The organism is Diaphorobacter sp. LR2014-1, from assembly GCF_002916785.1.
Taxonomy (GTDB): Bacteria; Pseudomonadota; Gammaproteobacteria; order Burkholderiales; family Burkholderiaceae_C; genus Diaphorobacter; species Diaphorobacter nitroreducens.
In genome coordinates, this window is sequence record NZ_MTBE01000007.1 from 87062 (window position 1) to 104993 (window position 17932).

At 64.1% G+C, this 17932-nt stretch carries 20 protein-coding genes and 1 tRNA gene; 4 read left to right on the forward strand and 17 right to left on the reverse strand.

Translation table 11 applies throughout. The features are described from left to right. Nucleotides 1–66 precede the first annotated feature (66 nt). The gene (secA, locus tag BV908_RS08150) at nucleotides 67–2820 is read right to left on the reverse strand and encodes a preprotein translocase subunit SecA (protein WP_103737798.1); all 2754 of its coding nucleotides are present in this window, start codon (nucleotides 2818–2820) and stop codon (nucleotides 67–69) included. Nucleotides 2821–2955: 135 nt separating this feature from the next. Next, nucleotides 2956–3921: a M23 family metallopeptidase gene (locus BV908_RS08155; protein ID WP_103737799.1), complete on the reverse strand. Its 966-nt coding sequence runs from the start codon at nucleotides 3919–3921 to the stop codon at nucleotides 2956–2958. Between the two features lie 35 nt (nucleotides 3922–3956). On the opposite strand from BV908_RS08155, the gene BV908_RS08160 reads away from it, so the two are divergent. After that, a complete protein-coding gene (locus BV908_RS08160) occupies nucleotides 3957–4256 on the forward strand; it encodes a hypothetical protein (protein WP_012655741.1) in 300 nt (99 codons plus the stop codon). Between the two features lie 106 nt (nucleotides 4257–4362). On the opposite strand, the gene BV908_RS08165 is transcribed toward BV908_RS08160, so the two are convergent. The 6 genes from BV908_RS08165 to petA all read right to left on the reverse strand — a co-directional run bounded on the left by BV908_RS08165 (nucleotide 4363) and on the right by petA (nucleotide 8577). Next, nucleotides 4363–4438 (reverse strand) — tRNA-Thr (locus BV908_RS08165). Between the two features lie 60 nt (nucleotides 4439–4498). Then, on the reverse strand, nucleotides 4499–5029 hold the full coding sequence (locus BV908_RS08170; RefSeq protein WP_103737800.1) for a ClpXP protease specificity-enhancing factor: 531 nt from the start codon (nucleotides 5027–5029) through the stop codon (nucleotides 4499–4501). A 32-nt stretch (nucleotides 5030–5061) separates the two neighbouring features. Further along, the gene (locus BV908_RS08175; RefSeq protein WP_011804241.1) at nucleotides 5062–5673 is read right to left on the reverse strand and encodes a glutathione S-transferase N-terminal domain-containing protein; all 612 of its coding nucleotides are present in this window, start codon (nucleotides 5671–5673) and stop codon (nucleotides 5062–5064) included. Between the two features lie 95 nt (nucleotides 5674–5768). Then, nucleotides 5769–6524: a cytochrome c1 gene (locus BV908_RS08180; protein WP_103737801.1), complete on the reverse strand. Its 756-nt coding sequence runs from the start codon at nucleotides 6522–6524 to the stop codon at nucleotides 5769–5771. Nucleotides 6525–6540: 16 nt separating this feature from the next. Further along, nucleotides 6541–7962: a cytochrome bc complex cytochrome b subunit gene (locus BV908_RS08185; protein WP_047349958.1), complete on the reverse strand. Its 1422-nt coding sequence runs from the start codon at nucleotides 7960–7962 to the stop codon at nucleotides 6541–6543. 15 nt (nucleotides 7963–7977) lie between these two features. Beyond that, complete coding sequence (gene petA, locus BV908_RS08190) at nucleotides 7978–8577, reverse strand: ubiquinol-cytochrome c reductase iron-sulfur subunit (RefSeq protein WP_012655737.1); 600 nt, start codon at nucleotides 8575–8577, stop codon at nucleotides 7978–7980. A gap of 134 nt (nucleotides 8578–8711) precedes the next feature. On the opposite strand from petA, the gene mscL reads away from it, so the two are divergent. Further along, entirely contained in the window at nucleotides 8712–9140 is a 429-nt protein-coding gene (gene mscL, locus BV908_RS08195) for a large conductance mechanosensitive channel protein MscL (RefSeq protein WP_011804237.1), read from the forward strand. 75 nt (nucleotides 9141–9215) lie between these two features. Here the strand turns inward: mscL and pdxA are convergent, their stop codons facing one another. Both pdxA and BV908_RS08205 read right to left on the reverse strand, forming a co-directional pair. Beyond that, complete coding sequence (pdxA, locus tag BV908_RS08200) at nucleotides 9216–10271, reverse strand: 4-hydroxythreonine-4-phosphate dehydrogenase PdxA (RefSeq protein WP_103737802.1); 1056 nt, start codon at nucleotides 10269–10271, stop codon at nucleotides 9216–9218. A 76-nt stretch (nucleotides 10272–10347) separates the two neighbouring features. Further along, on the reverse strand, nucleotides 10348–11112 hold the full coding sequence (locus BV908_RS08205; protein WP_103737803.1) for a Nif3-like dinuclear metal center hexameric protein: 765 nt from the start codon (nucleotides 11110–11112) through the stop codon (nucleotides 10348–10350). A gap of 140 nt (nucleotides 11113–11252) precedes the next feature. Between BV908_RS08205 and BV908_RS08210 the strand changes: the two genes are divergently transcribed. Together BV908_RS08210 and BV908_RS08215 are read left to right on the forward strand one after the other, a co-directional pair. Further along, on the forward strand, nucleotides 11253–12596 hold the full coding sequence (locus BV908_RS08210) for a ferric reductase-like transmembrane domain-containing protein (RefSeq protein ID WP_103737804.1): 1344 nt from the start codon (nucleotides 11253–11255) through the stop codon (nucleotides 12594–12596). A gap of 135 nt (nucleotides 12597–12731) precedes the next feature. Next, nucleotides 12732–13871 (forward strand): trypsin-like peptidase domain-containing protein, encoded by a 1140-nt coding sequence (locus BV908_RS08215; RefSeq protein ID WP_088887547.1) that lies wholly within the window; start codon nucleotides 12732–12734, stop codon nucleotides 13869–13871. Nucleotides 13872–14006: 135 nt separating this feature from the next. Here the strand turns inward: BV908_RS08215 and tatC are convergent, their stop codons facing one another. From tatC to BV908_RS08250, 7 genes are all read right to left on the reverse strand, one after another. Beyond that, complete coding sequence (gene tatC, locus BV908_RS08220; RefSeq protein WP_047349954.1) at nucleotides 14007–14795, reverse strand: twin-arginine translocase subunit TatC; 789 nt, start codon at nucleotides 14793–14795, stop codon at nucleotides 14007–14009. A 62-nt stretch (nucleotides 14796–14857) separates the two neighbouring features. Beyond that, the gene (gene tatB / locus BV908_RS08225; RefSeq protein ID WP_011804231.1) at nucleotides 14858–15337 is read right to left on the reverse strand and encodes a Sec-independent protein translocase protein TatB; all 480 of its coding nucleotides are present in this window, start codon (nucleotides 15335–15337) and stop codon (nucleotides 14858–14860) included. 32 nt (nucleotides 15338–15369) lie between these two features. Next, nucleotides 15370–15618, reverse strand: a complete 249-nt coding sequence (gene tatA, locus BV908_RS08230; protein ID WP_011804230.1) for a Sec-independent protein translocase subunit TatA — start codon at nucleotides 15616–15618, stop codon at nucleotides 15370–15372. Nucleotides 15619–15713: 95 nt separating this feature from the next. After that, the gene (locus tag BV908_RS08235) at nucleotides 15714–16073 is read right to left on the reverse strand and encodes a histidine triad nucleotide-binding protein (RefSeq protein WP_103737823.1); all 360 of its coding nucleotides are present in this window, start codon (nucleotides 16071–16073) and stop codon (nucleotides 15714–15716) included. A 39-nt stretch (nucleotides 16074–16112) separates the two neighbouring features. After that, on the reverse strand, nucleotides 16113–17153 hold the full coding sequence (locus BV908_RS08240; RefSeq protein WP_011804228.1) for a patatin-like phospholipase family protein: 1041 nt from the start codon (nucleotides 17151–17153) through the stop codon (nucleotides 16113–16115). After that, complete coding sequence (locus BV908_RS08245; protein WP_011804227.1) at nucleotides 17146–17532, reverse strand: membrane protein; 387 nt, start codon at nucleotides 17530–17532, stop codon at nucleotides 17146–17148. Before BV908_RS08245 ends, BV908_RS08240 begins: the two co-directional genes overlap by 8 nt. Next, nucleotides 17532–17930, reverse strand: a complete 399-nt coding sequence (locus BV908_RS08250; protein WP_011804226.1) for a phosphoribosyl-ATP diphosphatase — start codon at nucleotides 17928–17930, stop codon at nucleotides 17532–17534. The genes BV908_RS08245 and BV908_RS08250 overlap by 1 nt, the downstream gene beginning before the upstream one ends. Nucleotides 17931–17932: the final 2 nt, after the last annotated feature.

Genomic DNA, 17932 nt, shown 5'->3' on the forward strand with positions numbered 1-17932 from the left:
ACAGGAGAAAAGGCACTGCCAAAGTGCGAACACGGGCCGCAGCCCGTGTTCTTCATTGTGCCGGCATCACGCCAGCTTGCCGTGGCACTGCTTGTACTTTTTGCCGCTGCCGCAGGGGCAGGGGTCGTTGCGGCCCACGCGCACGCCGGCGGCGGCAGGCTGCGCGGCGGTGGCGGCATCGGCCACCGTCTCCACTTCGCCGGTCTCGGTGGGCGAGCTGTAGGTAACGTTGCTGATGCCCTCACCCCGGTCTTCCATGGCCTGCGTGGCCTCGTCCAGTTGGGCGCTGGATTGCACCTGCACGGTCATCATGAGGCGCGTGACTTCGTTCTTGACCTGGTCGATCAGCTGGCGGAAGAGCTCGAACGCCTCGCGCTTGTATTCCTGCTTGGGCTGCTTCTGCGCATAGCCGCGCAGGTGGATGCCCTGGCGCAAATAATCCAGCGCGGAGAGGTGATCGCGCCAGTTGGTGTCGAAGCTCTGCAGCAGCACCATGCGCTCGAACTGCGTGAAGTTCTCCGCGCCCACCTGCCCCACCTTGGCCTGGAAGGCCTCGCGGGCGGCCTGCTGCACCTTCTCCAGAATCTCTTCGTCGGTGATGGCGTCCGAGCCTTCCACCTCTTTCTGCAGCGCCAACGACACTTGCCAGTCGTTGGCCAGCGCCTTTTCCAGGCCTGCGAGGTCCCACTGTTCTTCCACGGACTCGGCAGGCACGTACTGGCGCACCACGTCGGCCATGCAATCGTCGCGCATGGCGTCGATCAACACGCCCAGGTCGGGGGCGTCCAGGATCTCGTTGCGCTGCTGGTAGATCACCTTGCGCTGGTCGTTGGCGACGTCGTCGTACTCCAGCAGCTGTTTGCGGATGTCGAAGTTGCGCGCCTCAACCTTGCGCTGCGCCGACTCGATGCTGCGCGTGACGATACCCGCCTCGATCGCTTCGCCGTCGGGCATCTTCAACCGGTCCATGATGGCCTTGACGCGGTCGCCCGCGAAGATGCGCATCAATTGGTCATCCAGACTCAGATAGAAGCGCGAAGAGCCCGGATCGCCCTGACGGCCCGAGCGGCCGCGCAGCTGGTTGTCGATACGGCGGGATTCATGGCGCTCGGTCGCGATGATGCGCAGGCCGCCGAGTGCCGTCACCTTCTCGTGGTCGAGCTTCCACTGCGCGCGCAGTTCCTGCACACGCGCGGCTCGCTCGGCTTCTGACAGCGACTCATCGGCCTCCAGCGCGGCGATCGCCTTTTCCACGTTGCCGCCCAGAACGATGTCGGTACCGCGGCCCGCCATATTGGTGGCGATGGTGATCATGCCGGGGCGTCCCGCCTGGGCCACGATATCGGCCTCGCGCGCGTGCTGCTTGGCGTTGAGTACCTGGTGCGGCAGGCCTGCCTTGTTCAGCAACTCGGCGATGATTTCCGAGTTCTCGATGGAAGTGGTACCCACCAGCACCGGCTGGCCACGCTCGTGGCATTCGCGGATGTCGGCAATCGCAGCCTCGTACTTCTCACGCGTCGTCTTGTACACGCGGTCGAGCTGGTCGTCGCGCTTGCTGGGCCGGTTGGGCGGGATCACCACGGTTTCCAGGCCGTAGATTTCCTGGAATTCATAGGCCTCGGTATCGGCCGTACCGGTCATGCCCGAGAGCTTGTTATAGAGGCGGAAGTAGTTCTGGAAGGTGATGGAGGCCAGCGTCTGGTTCTCGGCCTGGATGTTCACGCCTTCCTTGGCTTCGACGGCCTGGTGCAGGCCTTCGCTCCAGCGGCGGCCGGCCATCAAGCGGCCCGTGAACTCGTCCACGATCACGATCTCGCCGTTCTGCACGACGTAGTGCTGGTCGCGGTGGTAGAGATGGTTGGCGCGCAGCGCCGCGTACAAGTGATGCACCAGCGTGATGTTGGCCGGATCGTAGAGCGACGCCCCTTCCGGAATCAGCCCCTGGCTGGCCAGGATGCGCTCTGCATTCTCGTGGCCCTGCTCCGTCAGGAACACCTGGTGCGTCTTTTCGTCGAGGGTGAAATCCCCCGGTTTGGTCACGCCCTCGCCCGTACGCGGGTCGGCCTCACCCTCCTGGCGCACCAGCAGGGGCACCACCTTGTTCATGGCCACATACAGCGCCGTGTGGTCCTCTGCCTGGCCGCTGATGATCAGGGGGGTACGCGCCTCATCGATCAGGATGGAGTCCACCTCATCGACGATGGCGTAGTTGAGGCCGCGCTGCACGCGCTCGCGCGCGTCGTACACCATGTTGTCGCGCAGGTAGTCGAACCCGTACTCGTTGTTCGTTCCGTAGGTGATGTCCGCCTGGTAGGCAGCCTGCTTTTCTTCGCGGGGCATTTGAGGCAGGTTGATACCCACCGTGAGGCCCAGGAAGTTGTACAGCCGCCCCATCCATTGCGCGTCACGGCCCGCAAGATAGTCGTTCACTGTCACCACGTGCACGCCCTGGCCCGACAGGGCGTTCAGGTAAACGGGCAGTGTGGCCGTCAGCGTCTTGCCCTCGCCCGTGCGCATCTCAGCGATCTTGCCGTAATGCAGCGCCATGCCACCCACCAGCTGCACGTCGAAGTGGCGCATTTTCATGATGCGCTTGGAACCCTCGCGCACCACGGCAAAGGCTTCGGGTAGCAGAGCGTCCAACGATTCGCCCTGTGCAATGCGATCCTTGAATTCCTGCGTCTTGCCCCGCAGCGCCTCGTCACTCAGCTTCTCATAGTCGGGCTCCATCGCATTGATGCGAGCAACCGTCTTGCGATACTGCTTGAGCAGGCGGTCATTGCGACTGCCGAATATTTTGGTGAGGAAGTTGGTGGCCATGCGAACACGACCGCACTACACGCCAACGAGCGGCAGAGCGACCGGAATCCCTGTGATGATGTGAATCCAGATGGAGACCCCCGTCCACCATTGCAAGTGCCTGCAATCCGAGGTGGCGGGCCTGATCGAAAGATTCTACCTGTGCGCCAGGTGCCCCATGGCAGCGCGCCCCGTGAGGGCGTGTGACATCGGTGCGGGCTCTCCCGCGAAGAGGAATTTCTGCGGATCCTGCGGCACGCCTTGCACCCACACTTCGAAATGCAAATGCGGCCCCGTGGAGCGGCCCGTACTTCCCACTTCCGCGATTTTCTGTCCCCGGCGCACGATGTCTCCCGCCTTCACCAGGGTTTTGGAGGCGTGGGCGTAGCGGGTGACGAGTTGGCTTCCGTGGTCTATCTCCACCATGTTGCCATAGGCGGGGTGGTACTCCTGGGCGATCACCACGCCGCCGGCCGCGGCCACGATGGGCGTGCCGGTTCCGGCCGAGAAGTCCAGCCCGGTATGCAACGCGGACTGGCCGGTAAAAGGATCAATGCGCCAGCCGAACGGCGAACCAACAGCCGTGTCGCGCACAGGAACCTGGGTCGGGATCAAGTGCTTGCGGATGTGCTGGTCAAAGAGGCGTGACTCTGCCACCGTCATCAAATCCGTCCGCCGGCCGGTGATGGCGACCAGGTCGTCCAAGGCCGCATTCAGTTCGTCGAGCCCCAGCGGGCGCCCAGCCACCAGCATGCCTCCACGGCCCGGCAGGCTCTGCACCTCGGAAGCAGGCAGACCGGCCAGGCCTCGCACACGCTCACCCAGCGATTCCAGTTGGAGCACACGGGCTTGCATGTCTCCCAGCTTGCGCGCCATCGCATCGATGTTGGCGCGCATGAACCGCTCGCGCTGGGCTTGCTCATCCTGCACAGCCAGTCGTGCCATGGAGCCCACTACGGGCCAGCCCTCGCGCACGCCATGCATCAGCACCCAGTGGTATGCCATCACGGCCATGAACAGCAGTGCCATGAAAATCCCAGCTAGAGCGCAGATCAGTTGCACGCCGCTGAGGTGTATGGCGCGGCTTCGCGCGAGCCACGCATCCGTAATAATCACCTGCACGTTTTTCCCTCGTCGCTGGTTGGACCAGTCTCTGTATGAATCGTCGTCACCACGCCATCTCACTCCAGCAAGCCACGCAGGAGTCGCCGACGTTGGCGAAGCTGACCGCGCTCACCCAGGAGTCCAGTGCCCGGCTGAAAGCCATCGAGGGCTTGATACCCCCGCTGCTGCGCCCCGCCATTCAGGCAGGGCCGATTGAAGGCGCTTGTTGGTGCCTGCTGGTCCGCAGCAATGCCGCCGCCGCAAAAGTCCGGCAATTGCTGCCCGCATTCGAGGCACATCTGCGCAGTCGGGGATGGGAGGTTAACTCCATACGCCTGAAAGTTCAAACCTGAGCACTCAGGCGAAAGACGCCAGCTATGCCGCAGGCATGGCGTCGTAAAGAAAAGGCCGCACGCAAAAGAAAAGCCGCATGTCCCTGCGAACATGCGGCCTGTGCAATGGTGCCGATTGTCGGATTCGAACTGACGACCTACCGCTTACAAGGCGGGTGCTCTACCAACTGAGCTAAATCGGCGAACTCCAGATTCTAGCGTTCAAAACGCACGGCTCAAATTGATGCACCTTGAAAGATGCCTCATTTGATGCGCTTGAGCGAAGGACGCCCTGCGCCTCCTGTGGGCGGAGGCGGTCGCGGCGCCTCCTCGTGCGCATCGCTCAAAGAGCCGTCAACCGATTGCAACTGAACAGGTCCACGCTCGGAAACCGCGGAGCCAGGGACACCCGGTCCAGCGTCCAAGTCCTCGGATGACACTACAGCAGCGGCCGGCGGCACGGACACTTCTTCTTCTTCCAACGGGAAGGCCATACCCTGTCCGTTTTCACGGGCGTAGATGGCGACGACCCGGCGCACCGGGACCATGATGTCGTGCGGCCTGCCGCCGAAGCGTGCCTTGAACTCGATGAAATCGTTGCCCAGTTGCAGCCCGCTCGTCGCGTCGTAGCTTGCGTTCAGGACAATCTCGCCGTTGTTGACGTACTCACGCGGTACCTGAACGGATTCGTTCACACGCACCACCAGATAGGGCGTGAAGCCGTTGTCCGTGCACCACTCATACAGAGCACGAATGAGATAGGGGCGCGTGGAGGGAAATTCCTGGGGCTTCATCGTACGCAAGCAAAAGAAAAAGGCGCAGCAGCTTATTTGCGCATGACTTTCTCGGAAGGCGTCAGCGCCTCGATATATGCCGGGCGGGAGAAAATGCGCTCGGCATATTTGAGCAATGGTGCAGCGTTCTTGCTCAACTCGATGCCGTAATAGTCCAGGCGCCACAACAAGGGGGCAATGGCCACATCAAGCATGGAAAAACCCTCGCCCAACATGTATTTGTTCTTCAAGAACACCGGAGCGAGCTGCGTCAGCCGGTCGCGGATGTGCGTGCGCGCCTTCTCCAATGCCTTTTCATTCCCCTTCGTGGCGCGCGACTCCAGCGCGTTCACGTGAACGAACAATTCCTTCTCGAAGTTCAGCAGGAACAGGCGCACGCGTGCGCGGTCCACCGGATCACCCGGCATCAGTTGCGGGTGGGGGAAGCGCTCATCAATGTACTCGTTGATGATGTTGGACTCGTACAGGATCAAGTCGCGCTCGACCAGGATGGGAACCTGACCATAGGGATTCATCACGCTGATGTCTTCGGGCTTGTTGTACAGGTCCACATCGCGGATCTCGAAATCCATGCCTTTTTCGAAGAGGACGAAACGACAGCGATGGGAAAAGGGGCAGGTCGTACCCGAATAAAGCACCATCATGGTGAGCAGCTCCTAAAAATCAAAAGAGTGGGTGCCAGGGCACCCACTCTGTACATGCTCGGCAGCGCAGAAATGCGCGGCAAAGAACCTAGCGTTTACTTAACGTCTTTCCAGAAGGCGGCGTTGAGCCTCCATGCGATGAACGTGAACACGCCGAGGAAGATCAACACCCATACGCCAATGCGAACACGTGTATTTTGCGCTGGCTCGCCCATCCACTGCAGATAATTCACGAGATCACCTACAGCTTGGTCGTATTGCAACGGCGTCATGCTGCCTGCAGTGACCTGCTCCCAGCCCTTGAGCACATGCTCGGTCTTGCCGTGGCTTTCACGCTCTTCGAAGATCGGGCGGCGCTCGCCTTGCAGTTGCCACAAGGCATGGGGCATGCCCACATTGGGAAACGCCAGATTATTCCAGCCCGTGGCCTTGGTGTCGTCCCGATAGAAGGTGCGCAGGAAGGTGTAGAGATAGTCGGCGCCCGTTCCGCCAGCGCCTGCACGCGAACGTGCAATCACCGTGAGATCAGGCGGGTTGGCGCCGAACCACACCTTGGCCTGCTTGGGATCGATGGCGGACTTCATGGTCTCGCCCACCTTATCGGTCGTGAACAGCAGGTTGTCCTTGATCTGCTGGTCCGTGAGACCGATGTCCTTCAAGCGATTGAAACGCATGAAGGCAGCCGAGTGGCAGTTGAGGCAATAGTTGACGAAGAGCTTCGCACCGTTCTGCAAGGACGCCGTGTCGCTGGTGTTGACAGGCGCCTTGTCCCAGGCCATGCCACCACCGGCGGCATGCGCCCCAGCCACCAGACCCAGAGCTGCAACCAACGTGAGGATGAGTTTTTTCATTGTTGTCGTCTCCAGCTCAGTGCGCAGCAAAAGTCACGCGGTCCGGCACGGGCTTGGGTGTACCCAAGCGGCTCCACCAGGGCATGAGCAGGAAGAAACCAAAGTAGAACAGCGTACCCACTTGCGAAACCCGCTCGCCGATGGGCGATGGCGGTTGCACGCCCAGGTAGGCCAGGATGACGAACACAACCACGAAGACTGCGTACAGGTACTTGTGCCAGGTCGGGCGATAGCGGATCGAGCGTGCAGGGCTCTGGTCCAGCCAGGGCAGGAAGAACAGGATGATCACGGCACCACCCATCACCACCACGCCCCAAAACTTGGCATCAATAGCCAGCATGAGGGCGATGGCCACGGCGGCTGCCAGCGCTACGCCACCCTTGATGAGCGCAGGCAAACGGGCCTTGAATACACCGAAGCCCGCACCCAGCACCACACATGCGATCAACACGTACATCATCTCGGTGGTGATGGCGCGCAGCATGGAATAGAAGGGCGTGAAGTACCACACCGGGGCGATGTGGGCAGGCGTCTGCAGCGGATCGGCCGGGATGAAGTTGTTGTACTCCAGGAAGTAGCCACCCAGTTCGGGAGCGAAGAACACCACCGCTGAGAAGATGAACAGGAACACGCCCACGCCCAAGATGTCGTGCACCGTGTAGTAAGGGTGGAAAGGTACGCCGTCCAGCGGGTGGCCATGCTCATCCACGGGCTTGCCGGGGCCCTTGATTTCGATGCCATCAGGGTTGTTAGAGCCCACGTCATGCAGCGCCAGCAAGTGCGCCACCACCAGGCCCAGCAGCACCAGCGGCACGGCGATCACGTGGAAGCTGAAGAAGCGGTTCAGCGTCGCATCGCCCACCACATAGTCGCCACGGATCAGCAGCGCCAGATCGGGGCCGATGAAGGGAATGGCGGAGAACAGGTTCACGATCACCTGTGCGCCCCAGTAGGACATCTGGCCCCAGGGCAGCAGATAGCCCATGAACGCCTCGGCCATCAGCGCCAGGAAGATGGCGCAGCCGAAGATCCACACCAGTTCGCGTGGCTTGCGGTAGGAGCCGTACAGCAGGCCGCGGAACATATGCAGGTACACGACCACGAAGAAGGCCGACGCACCGGTCGAGTGCATGTAGCGGATCAGCCAGCCCCACGGCACATCGCGCATGATGTACTCGACAGACTCGAACGCCTTGGCAGCGTCGGGCTTGTAGTGCATCACGAGGAAGATGCCGGTGACGATCTGGATCACCAGTACCAGCAGGGCCAGCGAGCCGAAGATGTACCAGAAGTTGAAGTTCTTCGGAGCGTAGTACTCCGACATGTGCACCTTGTAGGCATCGAAAGCCGTGGGGAAACGGTTTTCCAGCCAGTTGGTGACTTTCACGCCCGCGGACGCGTTGGGCGAGACTTCCTTGAATTCGCGATAAGCAGCCATTTGTCAGTGCCTCCCTCAGGCCTTCTTGTCTTCACCGATCAGGAGCTTGGTCTCCGACAGGTACATGTGCGGCGGCACTTCGAGATTGTCAGGCGCAGGCTTGTTCTTGAACACACGGCCCGCCATGTCGAATGTGGAGCCATGGCAAGGGCACAGAAAACCGCCCTTCCAGTCGTCAGGCAGGGAAGGCTGCGGACCCGACGCGAACTTCTCCGTGGGAGAGCAGCCAAGGTGGGAGCAGATACCCACGGCCACGAGCACCTCGGGTTTGATGGAGCGCCATTCGTTGCGCGCATATTCCGGCGTGAGCTCCGCAGGGTTGCGCGCCGATTTGGGATCGGCAAGCTGCGCATCCAGCTTGGGCAGCTCGGCAAGCTGCTCGGGCGTGCGCTTGACAATCCAAACAGGCTTTCCACGCCATTCCACGGTGATTTTTTCGCCGGGCTTGAGACCCGAGATATCCACCTCGACGGCAGCACCCGCTGCCTTGGCCTTTTCAGACGGTTGGAAAGTGCTCACAAAAGGAACGGCAGTCGCCACGCCGCCCACCGCACCAGCGCAGCCGGACGCAATCAGCCACGTCCGCTTGCTGGAGTCGATCGGAGTTTCACTCATGGGGATCCTCGGTATGCTTCGCTAAGGGGTCAACCGCAAATTGTAGCGGAGTGAAAATGGTTATTCCAACGCTGCTGCTGGACTTAAGCTAGGCAATAGTTCAGTGTTTTCATCTATATCAAAGGAGAAACGAAATGGGCATTGCCAAAGAGTTTCGGGAGTTTGCCGTTAAGGGCAACGTCATTGACCTCGCGGTCGGCGTGATCATCGGTGGTGCCTTCGGCAAGATCGTCGACTCCGTCGTCAGCGACCTCATCATGCCGGTCGTGGGCTTGGTGTTCGGCAAGCTGGACTTCTCCAACCTGTTCATCGTGCTGGGCAGCGTGCCGGAGGGCACGCCCTATACGCTGGAGGCGATTCGCAAAGCGGGCGTGCCGGTACTGGCTTACGGCAATTTCATCACCGTCGCGGTCAATTTCGTGATCCTCGCGTTCATCATCTTCGTGATGGTCAAACAGATCAACCGGCTCAAGCGTGAGACACCCGTCGAGCCGCCCGCCCCGCCCGCCACTCCCGAGGACATCCAGCTGCTGCGCGAGATCCGCGACAGCCTCAAGCGCTGACAGCACGCCAGAGGGCGCGTAAAAAGGCCCACCGCCCTTCCTGGGGCGGCGGGCCTTTGCATTTCAGGGAAACGTTCAGGGCCGCGCCAACTGCCGCGCCATGCGCACGGCTTCGATCAGGCTCTCCGCATCCGCCGTCCCCTGCCCCGCGATGTCGAAGGCCGTGCCGTGGTCGGGGCTGGTGCGCACGAGCGGCAACCCGAGCGTGACGTTCACCCCCTTGTCCACGCCCAAATACTTCACCGGGATCAGGCCCTGGTCGTGGTACATGGCCAGCACCACGTCAAACTCGCCGGCGCGCTGCGGCGTGGAGCGGGCGCGCATAAAAATGGTGTCGGGTGCAAACGGGCCGTGGGCATCGATCCCCTCACTGAGCGCCTGCGTCACGGCCGGCGCGATGATTTCGAGCTCCTCGCGGCCGAACAAGCCCCCCTCGCCCGCATGCGGATTGAGCCCCGCCACGCCAATGCGCGGAGCGCGCCCCAGGCTGCGCGAGAGCGCGGCATGGGTGATCCGCAGCGTCTGCAGCACGCTGTCCTGCGTCACCGCGGTAATGGCATCGCGCAGCGCGACGTGGATACTGACGAGCACGGTGCGCAGCTCGTCATTCGCGAGCATCATGCGCACGGGCATCTGCTGCAAGGACACGCCCGCATGGAGCGCCGACTCGGCTTGCAGCAGTTCCGTGTGACCGGGATGGTGCACGCCCGCGGCCGCGAGCGCCTCCTTGTGCAAAGGCGCCGTCACCAGCGCCGCAACCTCACCACGCAATGCAGCACGCGCAGCCCACACCACGCACGCCGCCGCGGCACGCCCGGCTTCGGCGCTCACCCGCCCCCAGGGCGCAGGGGCCACGCCCTCCAATTCCGGCAGTTGCCATACGGGCAAGCAGCGCGGCGGAATGTCGGCCAGGTCGACCGGCGCACGGTACGCATCCAGGCGCGCCACGGGCAAACTGGGCTGGCCCGGCCGCATGATGCACGACGCCGCGCGGCGCATGGTCGGCAGGTCTCCCACCACGAAGCAGCCGCGCATCACCTGTGGCGCATCGCGAAACGCCTTGGCCACGATTTCCGGACCGATGCCTGCGGGATCCCCCTGGGTGATGGCAAGCGCGGGAAGTGCATTCATGAATAAGCCTATAGATCAAATAGGGCTCCAGCGCTCTACCATAAAGCGCAAGTAGCTATATTTTTAATAGCACAGCTCAAGCAGGATTGTCGATATCGATGAAGCGGTGCTCCAACCCCAACCGCTGCGCGACATGGGCCGCGAGCGCCGGCGCACCGTAGCGTTCGGTGGCATGGTGGCCGGCTGCGATGAAGGCCACGCCCGTCTCGCGCGCGAGGTGGGTCTGCTGTTCGGAGATCTCGCCGGTGATGAAGGCATCCGCCCCCGCGGCGATGGCGGACTCGAAGAACGCTTGCGCGCCGCCCGTGCACCAGGCCACGCGACGGATGGGACGCACCTGCTCCGGCGCCACCACCGTGGCCGCACGGCCCAGCGCCGCTTGCACGTGCGCGGCCAGCGCACCCACATCTGCGAAGTCCGCCGGCGCAGCAAAGCCCAGGTCCTGCTCGCCAAACCGCTGGTCGGGCTGCCAGCCCAGCACGCGCCCCAGCTGTGCGTTGTTGCCCCACTGCGCATGCGCGTCCAGTGGCAAGTGGTAGGCAAACAGATTGATGTCGTGTGCCAGCAGGCGCTGCAGGCGCTGCTTCATCCAGCCGGTCACGCGGCCGTCCATGCCCCGCCAGAACAAGCCGTGGTGCACGAAGATGGCGTCGGCCCGCGCGGCAATGGCGGCATCGATCAGCGCGCGGCTGGCCGTGACTCCGCTGACGATGCGCGCGATCTCGCGCCTGCCTTCCACCTGCAGCCCATTGGGCCCGTAATCCTTGAAGCGTTCGGGCTGCAGTTCGGCATCAAAGGCCGCCAGCAGCGCTTCCCGGTCGGTATGCGAAGGATGAGACATGCGGCAATTGTCCGCGATGTGCCCCTGCGCTGACCCACATCAAACGTGTTTACCCATGCTTCACACTGCTTAAAAAATCCCGCGCAAACGCGCTCCTAGACTGCCTGGCAAACCACCATGACAACCAACAGGGAACTGGGATGAAACGCATCACGTGGGCCTTCTGGGCCTTCTTGCTCGGCCTCACCGCGCTGTGGCTGATGGCCGACACGCTATGGCCCGCGCAGCCGGGCTACTTCGCGCTGCGCACCGTCTGGGTGCAATACAGCGGTGTGCTGGTGATGGGCGCGATGTCGCTCGCCATGCTGCTGGCCGTGCGCCCCGTGTGGCTGGAGCGGCATTTGGACGGGCTGGACAAGATGTACCGTCTGCACAAGTGGCTGGGCATCGCCGCGCTGGCGATCGGCACGGTGCACTGGCTCTGGGCCAAGGGCACCAAATGGGCCGTGGGATGGGGTTGGCTCACCCGACCGCCGCGCGGGCCGCGCCCGCCTGCCGAGAACCTGGGCCTTGCCGAGGCCACGCTGCGCGATTGGCGCGGCCTCGCCGAAGGCGTGGGCGAGTGGGCGTTCTACGCAGCGGTGCTGCTCATCGTGCTGGCGCTGGTCAAGCGCTTTCCGTACCGGCTGTTCGCCAAGACGCACCAGTTGCTGGCCGTGGCTTACCTGGCGCTGGTCTTCCACACCGTGGTGCTGGTGCAGTGGAGCTACTGGTCGCAGCCGATCGGCTGGCTGCTGGCCCTGCTGGTGGCCGCCGGCACGGTATCAGCCGTGCTGGTACTGACCCGCCGCGTGGGCGGGCGCCGCACCGTTCAGGGTCGCATCGTTTCATTGCAGCCTTATCCCGCGCTGCGCGTGCTGGAAACGCGCATCCGTCTCGACGGCCTCTGGCCGGGGCACCGCGCGGGGCAATTCGCCTTCGTCACCTCCGACCCCAAGGAAGGCGCGCACCCCTACACCATCGCATCGGCGTGGATGCCACAAGACCCGTGCGTCACTTTCATCACCAAGGCCCTCGGCGACCACACCAGCCGCCTGCCCGACCGCCTGCGCGTGGGCGACCACGTGACGGTGGAGGGGCCGTACGGCTGCTTCACATTCGACGACGCGCGTCCACGCCAGATCTGGATCGGCGCCGGCATCGGCATTACGCCGTTCATCGCACGCATGAAACAACTCGCGCACGGGGGCTCCCACTCCACCAGGCCCATCGACCTGTTCCACACCACCGCCGACCACGACCCGGTGGCGCTGGACAAGCTGCGTGTCGATGCGCAGGCCGCCGGCGTGCGCCTGCACCTGTTCGTGGATGCACAGGACGGACGCCTGGACGGCGAGCGTCTGCGAGCGCTGGTGCCCGAATGGCGAAACGCCAGCGTCTGGTTCTGCGGCCCGATACCGTTCGCCTCTGCCCTGCGGGCAGACCTGGCCGCGCACGGCCTGCCCACGCAGGCCTTCCACCAGGAACTGTTCCAGATGCGCTGATGCGACGCGAGGCAGGCCCCTCGCAACGCCAGGCCCGCAACTACATCCGTGGGGACTCGCTCCGCGCCGTCCCACGCCCCGAAACCGGGGCACACGCCTACAATTTGCGCTCGCCTTCCAACCGCATCACGCCCCATGAAACGCCTCTGGCTCCTGCTCTCCCAATCCGTCACCGTGCTGCTGGCTGCGTACTTCGTGGTGGCCACCCTGCAGCCCGACTGGCTGCAGCGCGGCGCCACACGCAGCGGCGCTGGCATTTCGCTCATCGAGGCGCCCTCCTCCACGTCCGCCCAGCCCGCGGCGGGCAGCTTCAGTGGGGCGGCGCGCAGGGCGGCGCCAGCGGTGGTCAGCATCAACACCAGCAAGGCCGTGCGCCACCCGCGCAGCAACGACCCGTGGTTCCAGTTCTTCTTTGGCGACCAAGGCACCCAGGCGCAAACCGGCCTGGGCAGCGGCGTGATCATCAGCCCCGACGGCTACATCCTCACCAACAACCACGTGGTGGAGGGCGCCGACGAGATCGAGGTGACGCTCACCGACAGCCGGCGCGCGCGCGCCACCATCATCGGGACCGACCCTGAAACCGACCTGGCCGTGCTGAAGGTGGATCTCGACAAGCTGCCCGTCATCGTGCTGGGCGACTCCGACCAGCTCGCCGTGGGCGATCAGGTGCTGGCCATCGGCAACCCCTTTGGCGTGGGCCAGACGGTCACCAGCGGCATCGTGTCGGCCCTGGGCCGCAGCCAACTGGGCATCAACACCTTCGAGAACTTCATTCAGACCGACGCGGCCATCAACCCCGGCAACTCCGGCGGCGCGCTGGTGGACGTGAATGGCAACCTGATGGGCATCAACACCGCCATCTACTCCCGCTCAGGCGGCAGCATGGGCATCGGCTTCGCCATTCCCGTGTCGACGGCCAAGCTGGTGCTGGACGGTATCGTGCGCGACGGGCAGGTCACGCGCGGCTGGATCGGCGTGGAGCCCAACGAACTGTCCCCGGAACTGGCCCAGACCTTTGGCGTCAAGGCCACGGAGGGCGTGATCATCACCGGCGTGCTGCAGGGCGGTCCCGCGGCAGTGGCGGGGGTGCGGCCGGGCGACGTGATCCTGAGCGTGGAGGACAAAGCCACCAACAACGTGTCGCAACTGCTCACGGCGGTGGCGTCCCTCAAGCCCGGCTCCGCGGCCAGCTTTGCGCTGCAGCGCGGCGACGCGCGGCTGGAGGTATCGGTCGTGCCGGGCACGCGGCCCCGCGTGCAGCAGCGCCGCTGAACGGCATTGCTATCAAAAAAATAGCTTCCCGCGGTTGTCTACAAAGCGCGGGAAGCTATTTGTGTTTCCACTCCTGAACGGTGCACCACCGGGCGCCGGCGGCCCCCCGCAGCGCGGCGGTGGCTCAGCGCACGCTCACGGCGCGGATTCCTGCGGATCCTCGGGCGCCTTGGTATGGCGGATGAACAGCTGCGCCGCCCAGATCCCCAACTCGTAGAGCAGGCACATGGGAATCGCCAGCGCCAGTTGCGACACCACGTCCGGCGGCGTGACGATGGCGGCGATCACGAACGCGACCACGATGAAGTAGCCGCGGAAGCTCTTGAGCTTCTCCACGCTCACGACATTCAGGCGCGCCAGCACCACCACGGCGATCGGCACCTCGAAGGCCAGGCCGAAGGCGAGGAACATGGTCATTACGAAGCCCAGGTAGGCCTCGATGTCCGGCGCGGCCGTGATGCTCTTGGGTGCAAAACCCTGGATGAAGCTGAACACCTGCCCAAACACGAAGAAGTAGCAGAACGCCACGCCGATGAAGAACAGCACCGTGCTGGAAACCACCAGCGGCAGCACCAGGCGCTTCTCGTGCGAATACAGCCCCGGCGCCACGAAGGCCCACACCTGCCACAGCACGAAGGGCAGCGCCACGAGGAATGCCGACATCAGCAGGATCTTGAGCGGCACCATGAAGGGCGAGATCACCGAGGTGGCGATCATGGTAGCCCCCTGCGGCAAGTGGGCCACCAAAGGCGCGGCCAGGAAGTCGTACAGCTGGCCGGGACCGGGGTAGAAGAACAGGGCGGCCGCGACGACCCCCACCGCGATCATGGCCTTCACGAGGCGGTCGCGCAGCTCCATCAGGTGCTGCACGAAAGGCTGCTCGGTACCGGCGAGCTCGTCTTCTTGGTTCGGTGTTTCGGACATGGTGGGGGTGAGGGCGGGATCATGGCCCGCGCGGGCTGCGCAGGGCGCAGCCCATCAGGGGATCAATGGAATTTCTGGGGGCGAAACCGTGCCACGCGCGCCGCGCCTGACTGCACCCGCGTGCGCACGCCCGCGCGCGCCTTGTACCACTGGGGCATGGCACCGCGCTTGAGGCGCCAGTTCTTGGCTGGGTGCTTGTACGCCGGGACCACGGTGGACAGGCCTTGGTCCACCCCGTAGGTGCTGCCGGTCGCAGAGGCATCGCCCAGGCTGTGCTCCATGTCCTTCTGGAAATCGCTGGCGCTGGTGTGGATGGTCTGCTCCACGTCGCGCGCCGCGTTCTCCACGGTGTCTTTCATCTTGCGCAGCTCGTCCAGCTCCATGGAGCGGTTGACCTCCGCCTTGACGTCGGCCACGTAACGCTGCGCCTTGCCCAGCAAGGTGCCCACCGTGCGCGCGACGCGCGGCAGCTTCTCGGGGCCGATGACGATGAGGGCCACGGCGCCAATCAGCGCCATCTTGGACAGGCCAATGTCGATCATGAGGAACGCTCAGGCAGGAAAGGCGTGGGCGTTCAGCTCTTGTGCTTGGCTTCGACGTCGATCGTGGTCTTGTCGGCAGCCGTGCTGTTGTTGGTCACCTGGCCCGCGGGCGCGCTGGTGGTGGCCGAGTCATCGGTGCTGGCGCCATCCTTCATGCCGTCCTTGAAACCCTTGACCGCGCCGCCCAGGTCGGAGCCGATGTTCTTGAGCTTCTTGGTGCCGAACACCATCACGACGATCAGCAGCACGATGAGCCAGTGCCAAATGGAAAACGAACCCATGAAAATCTCCTAACGAATACGGCCCATTCTAGACGGCGGATATGTCGGGCCCCTCATATCCCTAGCAACTTCACGGCGGCTGCAGGCGTGCCAACTTACCCCTTGAGCCAGGGGCGGGGACCACCGATCACGTGCATGTGCAGGTGGTGGATCTCCTGGCCGCCCTCGGAACCGGTATTTACCACGATGCGGAATCCTCCATCCGGGTAAGGGTTGCAGCCCTGCTCCTGCGCCAGCTGGGGCGCCAGCGTCATCATGTGCCCCAGCAGGTCCGCGTGCTCGGGCGTGACCGCCGCCATGGAATGCAGATGGACCTTGGGCACCACGAGAAAATGCACCGGCGCCCAGGGGTGGATGTCGTGGAAGGCAAACACCCGCTCGTCCTCGTACACCTTCTTCGAGGGGATCTGGCCGACGATGATCTTGCAGAAGAGGCAGTTCGGGTCGTGCTGCATGGCGGAGGGCGAAAAGGCGGTCAACAGGCAGTGGAAAGGTCACGCATTGTCGGCGATGTTGACCGTGGTGCGCACGCCCACGTCCGCCCGGTGGGCCTGCAGCCAGTCCTGGCCGGCCGCCCTGCCCAGGTCGAACAAGCGGCGCACGAAGGCCAGGTCCGCCCGCAGCTTGCTGGCGGCTCCGAACGGCTCGAGCACCGCGCCACCATCGATGCGGTGCATGCGCACGCTCTTGTAGCGGCGCGCGTCCAGCTTGCCTTCGGCCAGCAGCCGCCGCACGAACTCGATGGCGCGCAGCTCGGACAGCAGGGCGGCGTTGAAGGTGACCTCGTTCATGCGCTCCATGATCTCGCTGGCACTGTCGGGCACGCCCTGGTGCTCGATGGGGTTGATCTGCACCAGCAGCACATCGGCGCAGTCGGTCTTGTAGATCAGCGGGTGCAGCGCGGGGTTGCCGGAATAGCCACCGTCCCAGTAATGCTCGCCGTCAATCTCCACCGCCTTGAACAGCAGCGGCAGGCAGGCCGAAGCCATGACGGCATCGGCGCTGAGCCGCTTGCCGGTGAAAATCTCCCCGCGCCCGGTGCGCACATTGGTCGCGCACACGAACACCTGCGGCACAGTGGTGGACTGCGGCACACGCGCAGAAGCCAGGGCCTCGAAGTCCACCTCGCGCTCCAGCACCCTCCGCAGGGGGTTGATGTCCAGCGGATTGGTCTGGTAGGGCGACAGCCAGTGGGACATCATCCCCAGCAGCGGCCCGGCACCAGGCAAAGGGATGCCCCAGGTCAGGCTGCCGAGTGTGCCCACGCCTTCCCACAGCCGCGCCAGCGTGGCGCGCGCCAGTTCGCAGCCGGCGCGGTGCGCCTCCAGCGGGTCTTTGTGTTCCCGCGCGGCCTGGGCGAATCCGTGGGCCAGCGCAACGGCATTCATGGCACCGGCGCTGGTGCCGCTCACGCCGTCGATGAGGAACTGGCCGTCTTCGAGCAACGCATCCAGCACGCCCCAGGTCAGCGCGCCATGCGAGCCGCCGCCCTGCAGCGCGAGGTTGAGCCGCTGCGGCGCGCCCTGCTCAGGCATCGATGGCCTGCCCCTTGTTCATGGCCACCATGCCGCGCACGATGCGGTAGAGGAACCAGATGGAGATCAGGCCCCAGGCGACCCAACCCGGAAAAAAGAAAACCAGCCACAGCGGCGCAGTGACCGCGTACAGCACGCCGGCCCAGATCACGGTGCGCACGCGCCAGGAGAAATGGCTGGCCTGCCAGGTACCCGCGGCATCGCTTTTCTTCACCAGGTCGATCACCAGCGCGACGATGAGCAGCGCGGCGCTAGGCTGCGCGCCCGGCAGCACCGCCGCCACGGCCACGATCAGGTGCAGGATGTAGCTGACCCATCCGACCGTCTTGAGGGATTCGGCCCGCTCGCTGGGCTCCACGTCGACGATATCGTTGTTCATCACGCACCTCCTTCTTCGCTGCTGCGGGCTGCGGCCTTGCGCAGGGCCTTTTCTTCGATGCCGCTGATGCCCTCGCGGCGCTCCAGCTCGGCAATCACGTCGGCGGGGGCAAGCCCGTAATGCGCCAGCGCAATCATCGAGTGGAACCACAGGTCGGCCACCTCGTACACCAGCTTGGCCTTGTCAGCGCCATGGTCCAAGTCCTTGGCCGCCATGACCACCTCGGTCGCCTCCTCGCCCACCTTCTTGAGGAAGGCGTCAGGCCCCTTGTGCAGCAGCCGCGCGACGTAGCTCTTGTCAGGGTCGCCGCCGTTGGCGGGCTTGCGGCTTTCGATGACGCCGGCCAGCCGCGCAAGCGCGTCCTGCGACAGAGGGGCATGGGTATCGGTGCGGGTCATGG

Bases quoted from the DNA above. Each gene is read 5' to 3' on its own strand.
- secA (WP_103737798.1), bottom strand. From the start codon at position 2,820: ATGGCCACCAACTTCCTCACCAAAATATTCGGCAGTCGCAATGACCGC.
- BV908_RS08160 (WP_012655741.1), top strand. From the start codon at position 3,957: ATGAATCGTCGTCACCACGCCATCTCACTCCAGCAAGCCACGCAGGAG.
- BV908_RS08170 (WP_103737800.1), bottom strand. From the start codon at position 5,029: ATGAAGCCCCAGGAATTTCCCTCCACGCGCCCCTATCTCATTCGTGCT.
- BV908_RS08175 (WP_011804241.1), bottom strand. From the start codon at position 5,673: ATGATGGTGCTTTATTCGGGTACGACCTGCCCCTTTTCCCATCGCTGT.
- BV908_RS08180 (WP_103737801.1), bottom strand. From the start codon at position 6,524: ATGAAAAAACTCATCCTCACGTTGGTTGCAGCTCTGGGTCTGGTGGCT.
- BV908_RS08185 (WP_047349958.1), bottom strand. From the start codon at position 7,962: ATGGCTGCTTATCGCGAATTCAAGGAAGTCTCGCCCAACGCGTCCGCG.
- petA (WP_012655737.1), bottom strand. From the start codon at position 8,577: ATGAGTGAAACTCCGATCGACTCCAGCAAGCGGACGTGGCTGATTGCG.
- mscL (WP_011804237.1), top strand. From the start codon at position 8,712: ATGGGCATTGCCAAAGAGTTTCGGGAGTTTGCCGTTAAGGGCAACGTC.
- pdxA (WP_103737802.1), bottom strand. From the start codon at position 10,271: ATGAATGCACTTCCCGCGCTTGCCATCACCCAGGGGGATCCCGCAGGC.
- BV908_RS08205 (WP_103737803.1), bottom strand. From the start codon at position 11,112: ATGTCTCATCCTTCGCATACCGACCGGGAAGCGCTGCTGGCGGCCTTT.
- BV908_RS08210 (WP_103737804.1), top strand. From the start codon at position 11,253: ATGAAACGCATCACGTGGGCCTTCTGGGCCTTCTTGCTCGGCCTCACC.
- BV908_RS08215 (WP_088887547.1), top strand. From the start codon at position 12,732: ATGAAACGCCTCTGGCTCCTGCTCTCCCAATCCGTCACCGTGCTGCTG.
- tatC (WP_047349954.1), bottom strand. From the start codon at position 14,795: ATGTCCGAAACACCGAACCAAGAAGACGAGCTCGCCGGTACCGAGCAG.
- tatB (WP_011804231.1), bottom strand. From the start codon at position 15,337: ATGATCGACATTGGCCTGTCCAAGATGGCGCTGATTGGCGCCGTGGCC.
- tatA (WP_011804230.1), bottom strand. From the start codon at position 15,618: ATGGGTTCGTTTTCCATTTGGCACTGGCTCATCGTGCTGCTGATCGTC.
- BV908_RS08235 (WP_103737823.1), bottom strand. From the start codon at position 16,073: ATGCAGCACGACCCGAACTGCCTCTTCTGCAAGATCATCGTCGGCCAG.
- BV908_RS08240 (WP_011804228.1), bottom strand. From the start codon at position 17,153: ATGCCTGAGCAGGGCGCGCCGCAGCGGCTCAACCTCGCGCTGCAGGGC.
- BV908_RS08245 (WP_011804227.1), bottom strand. From the start codon at position 17,532: ATGAACAACGATATCGTCGACGTGGAGCCCAGCGAGCGGGCCGAATCC.
- BV908_RS08250 (WP_011804226.1), bottom strand. From the start codon at position 17,930: ATGACCCGCACCGATACCCATGCCCCTCTGTCGCAGGACGCGCTTGCG.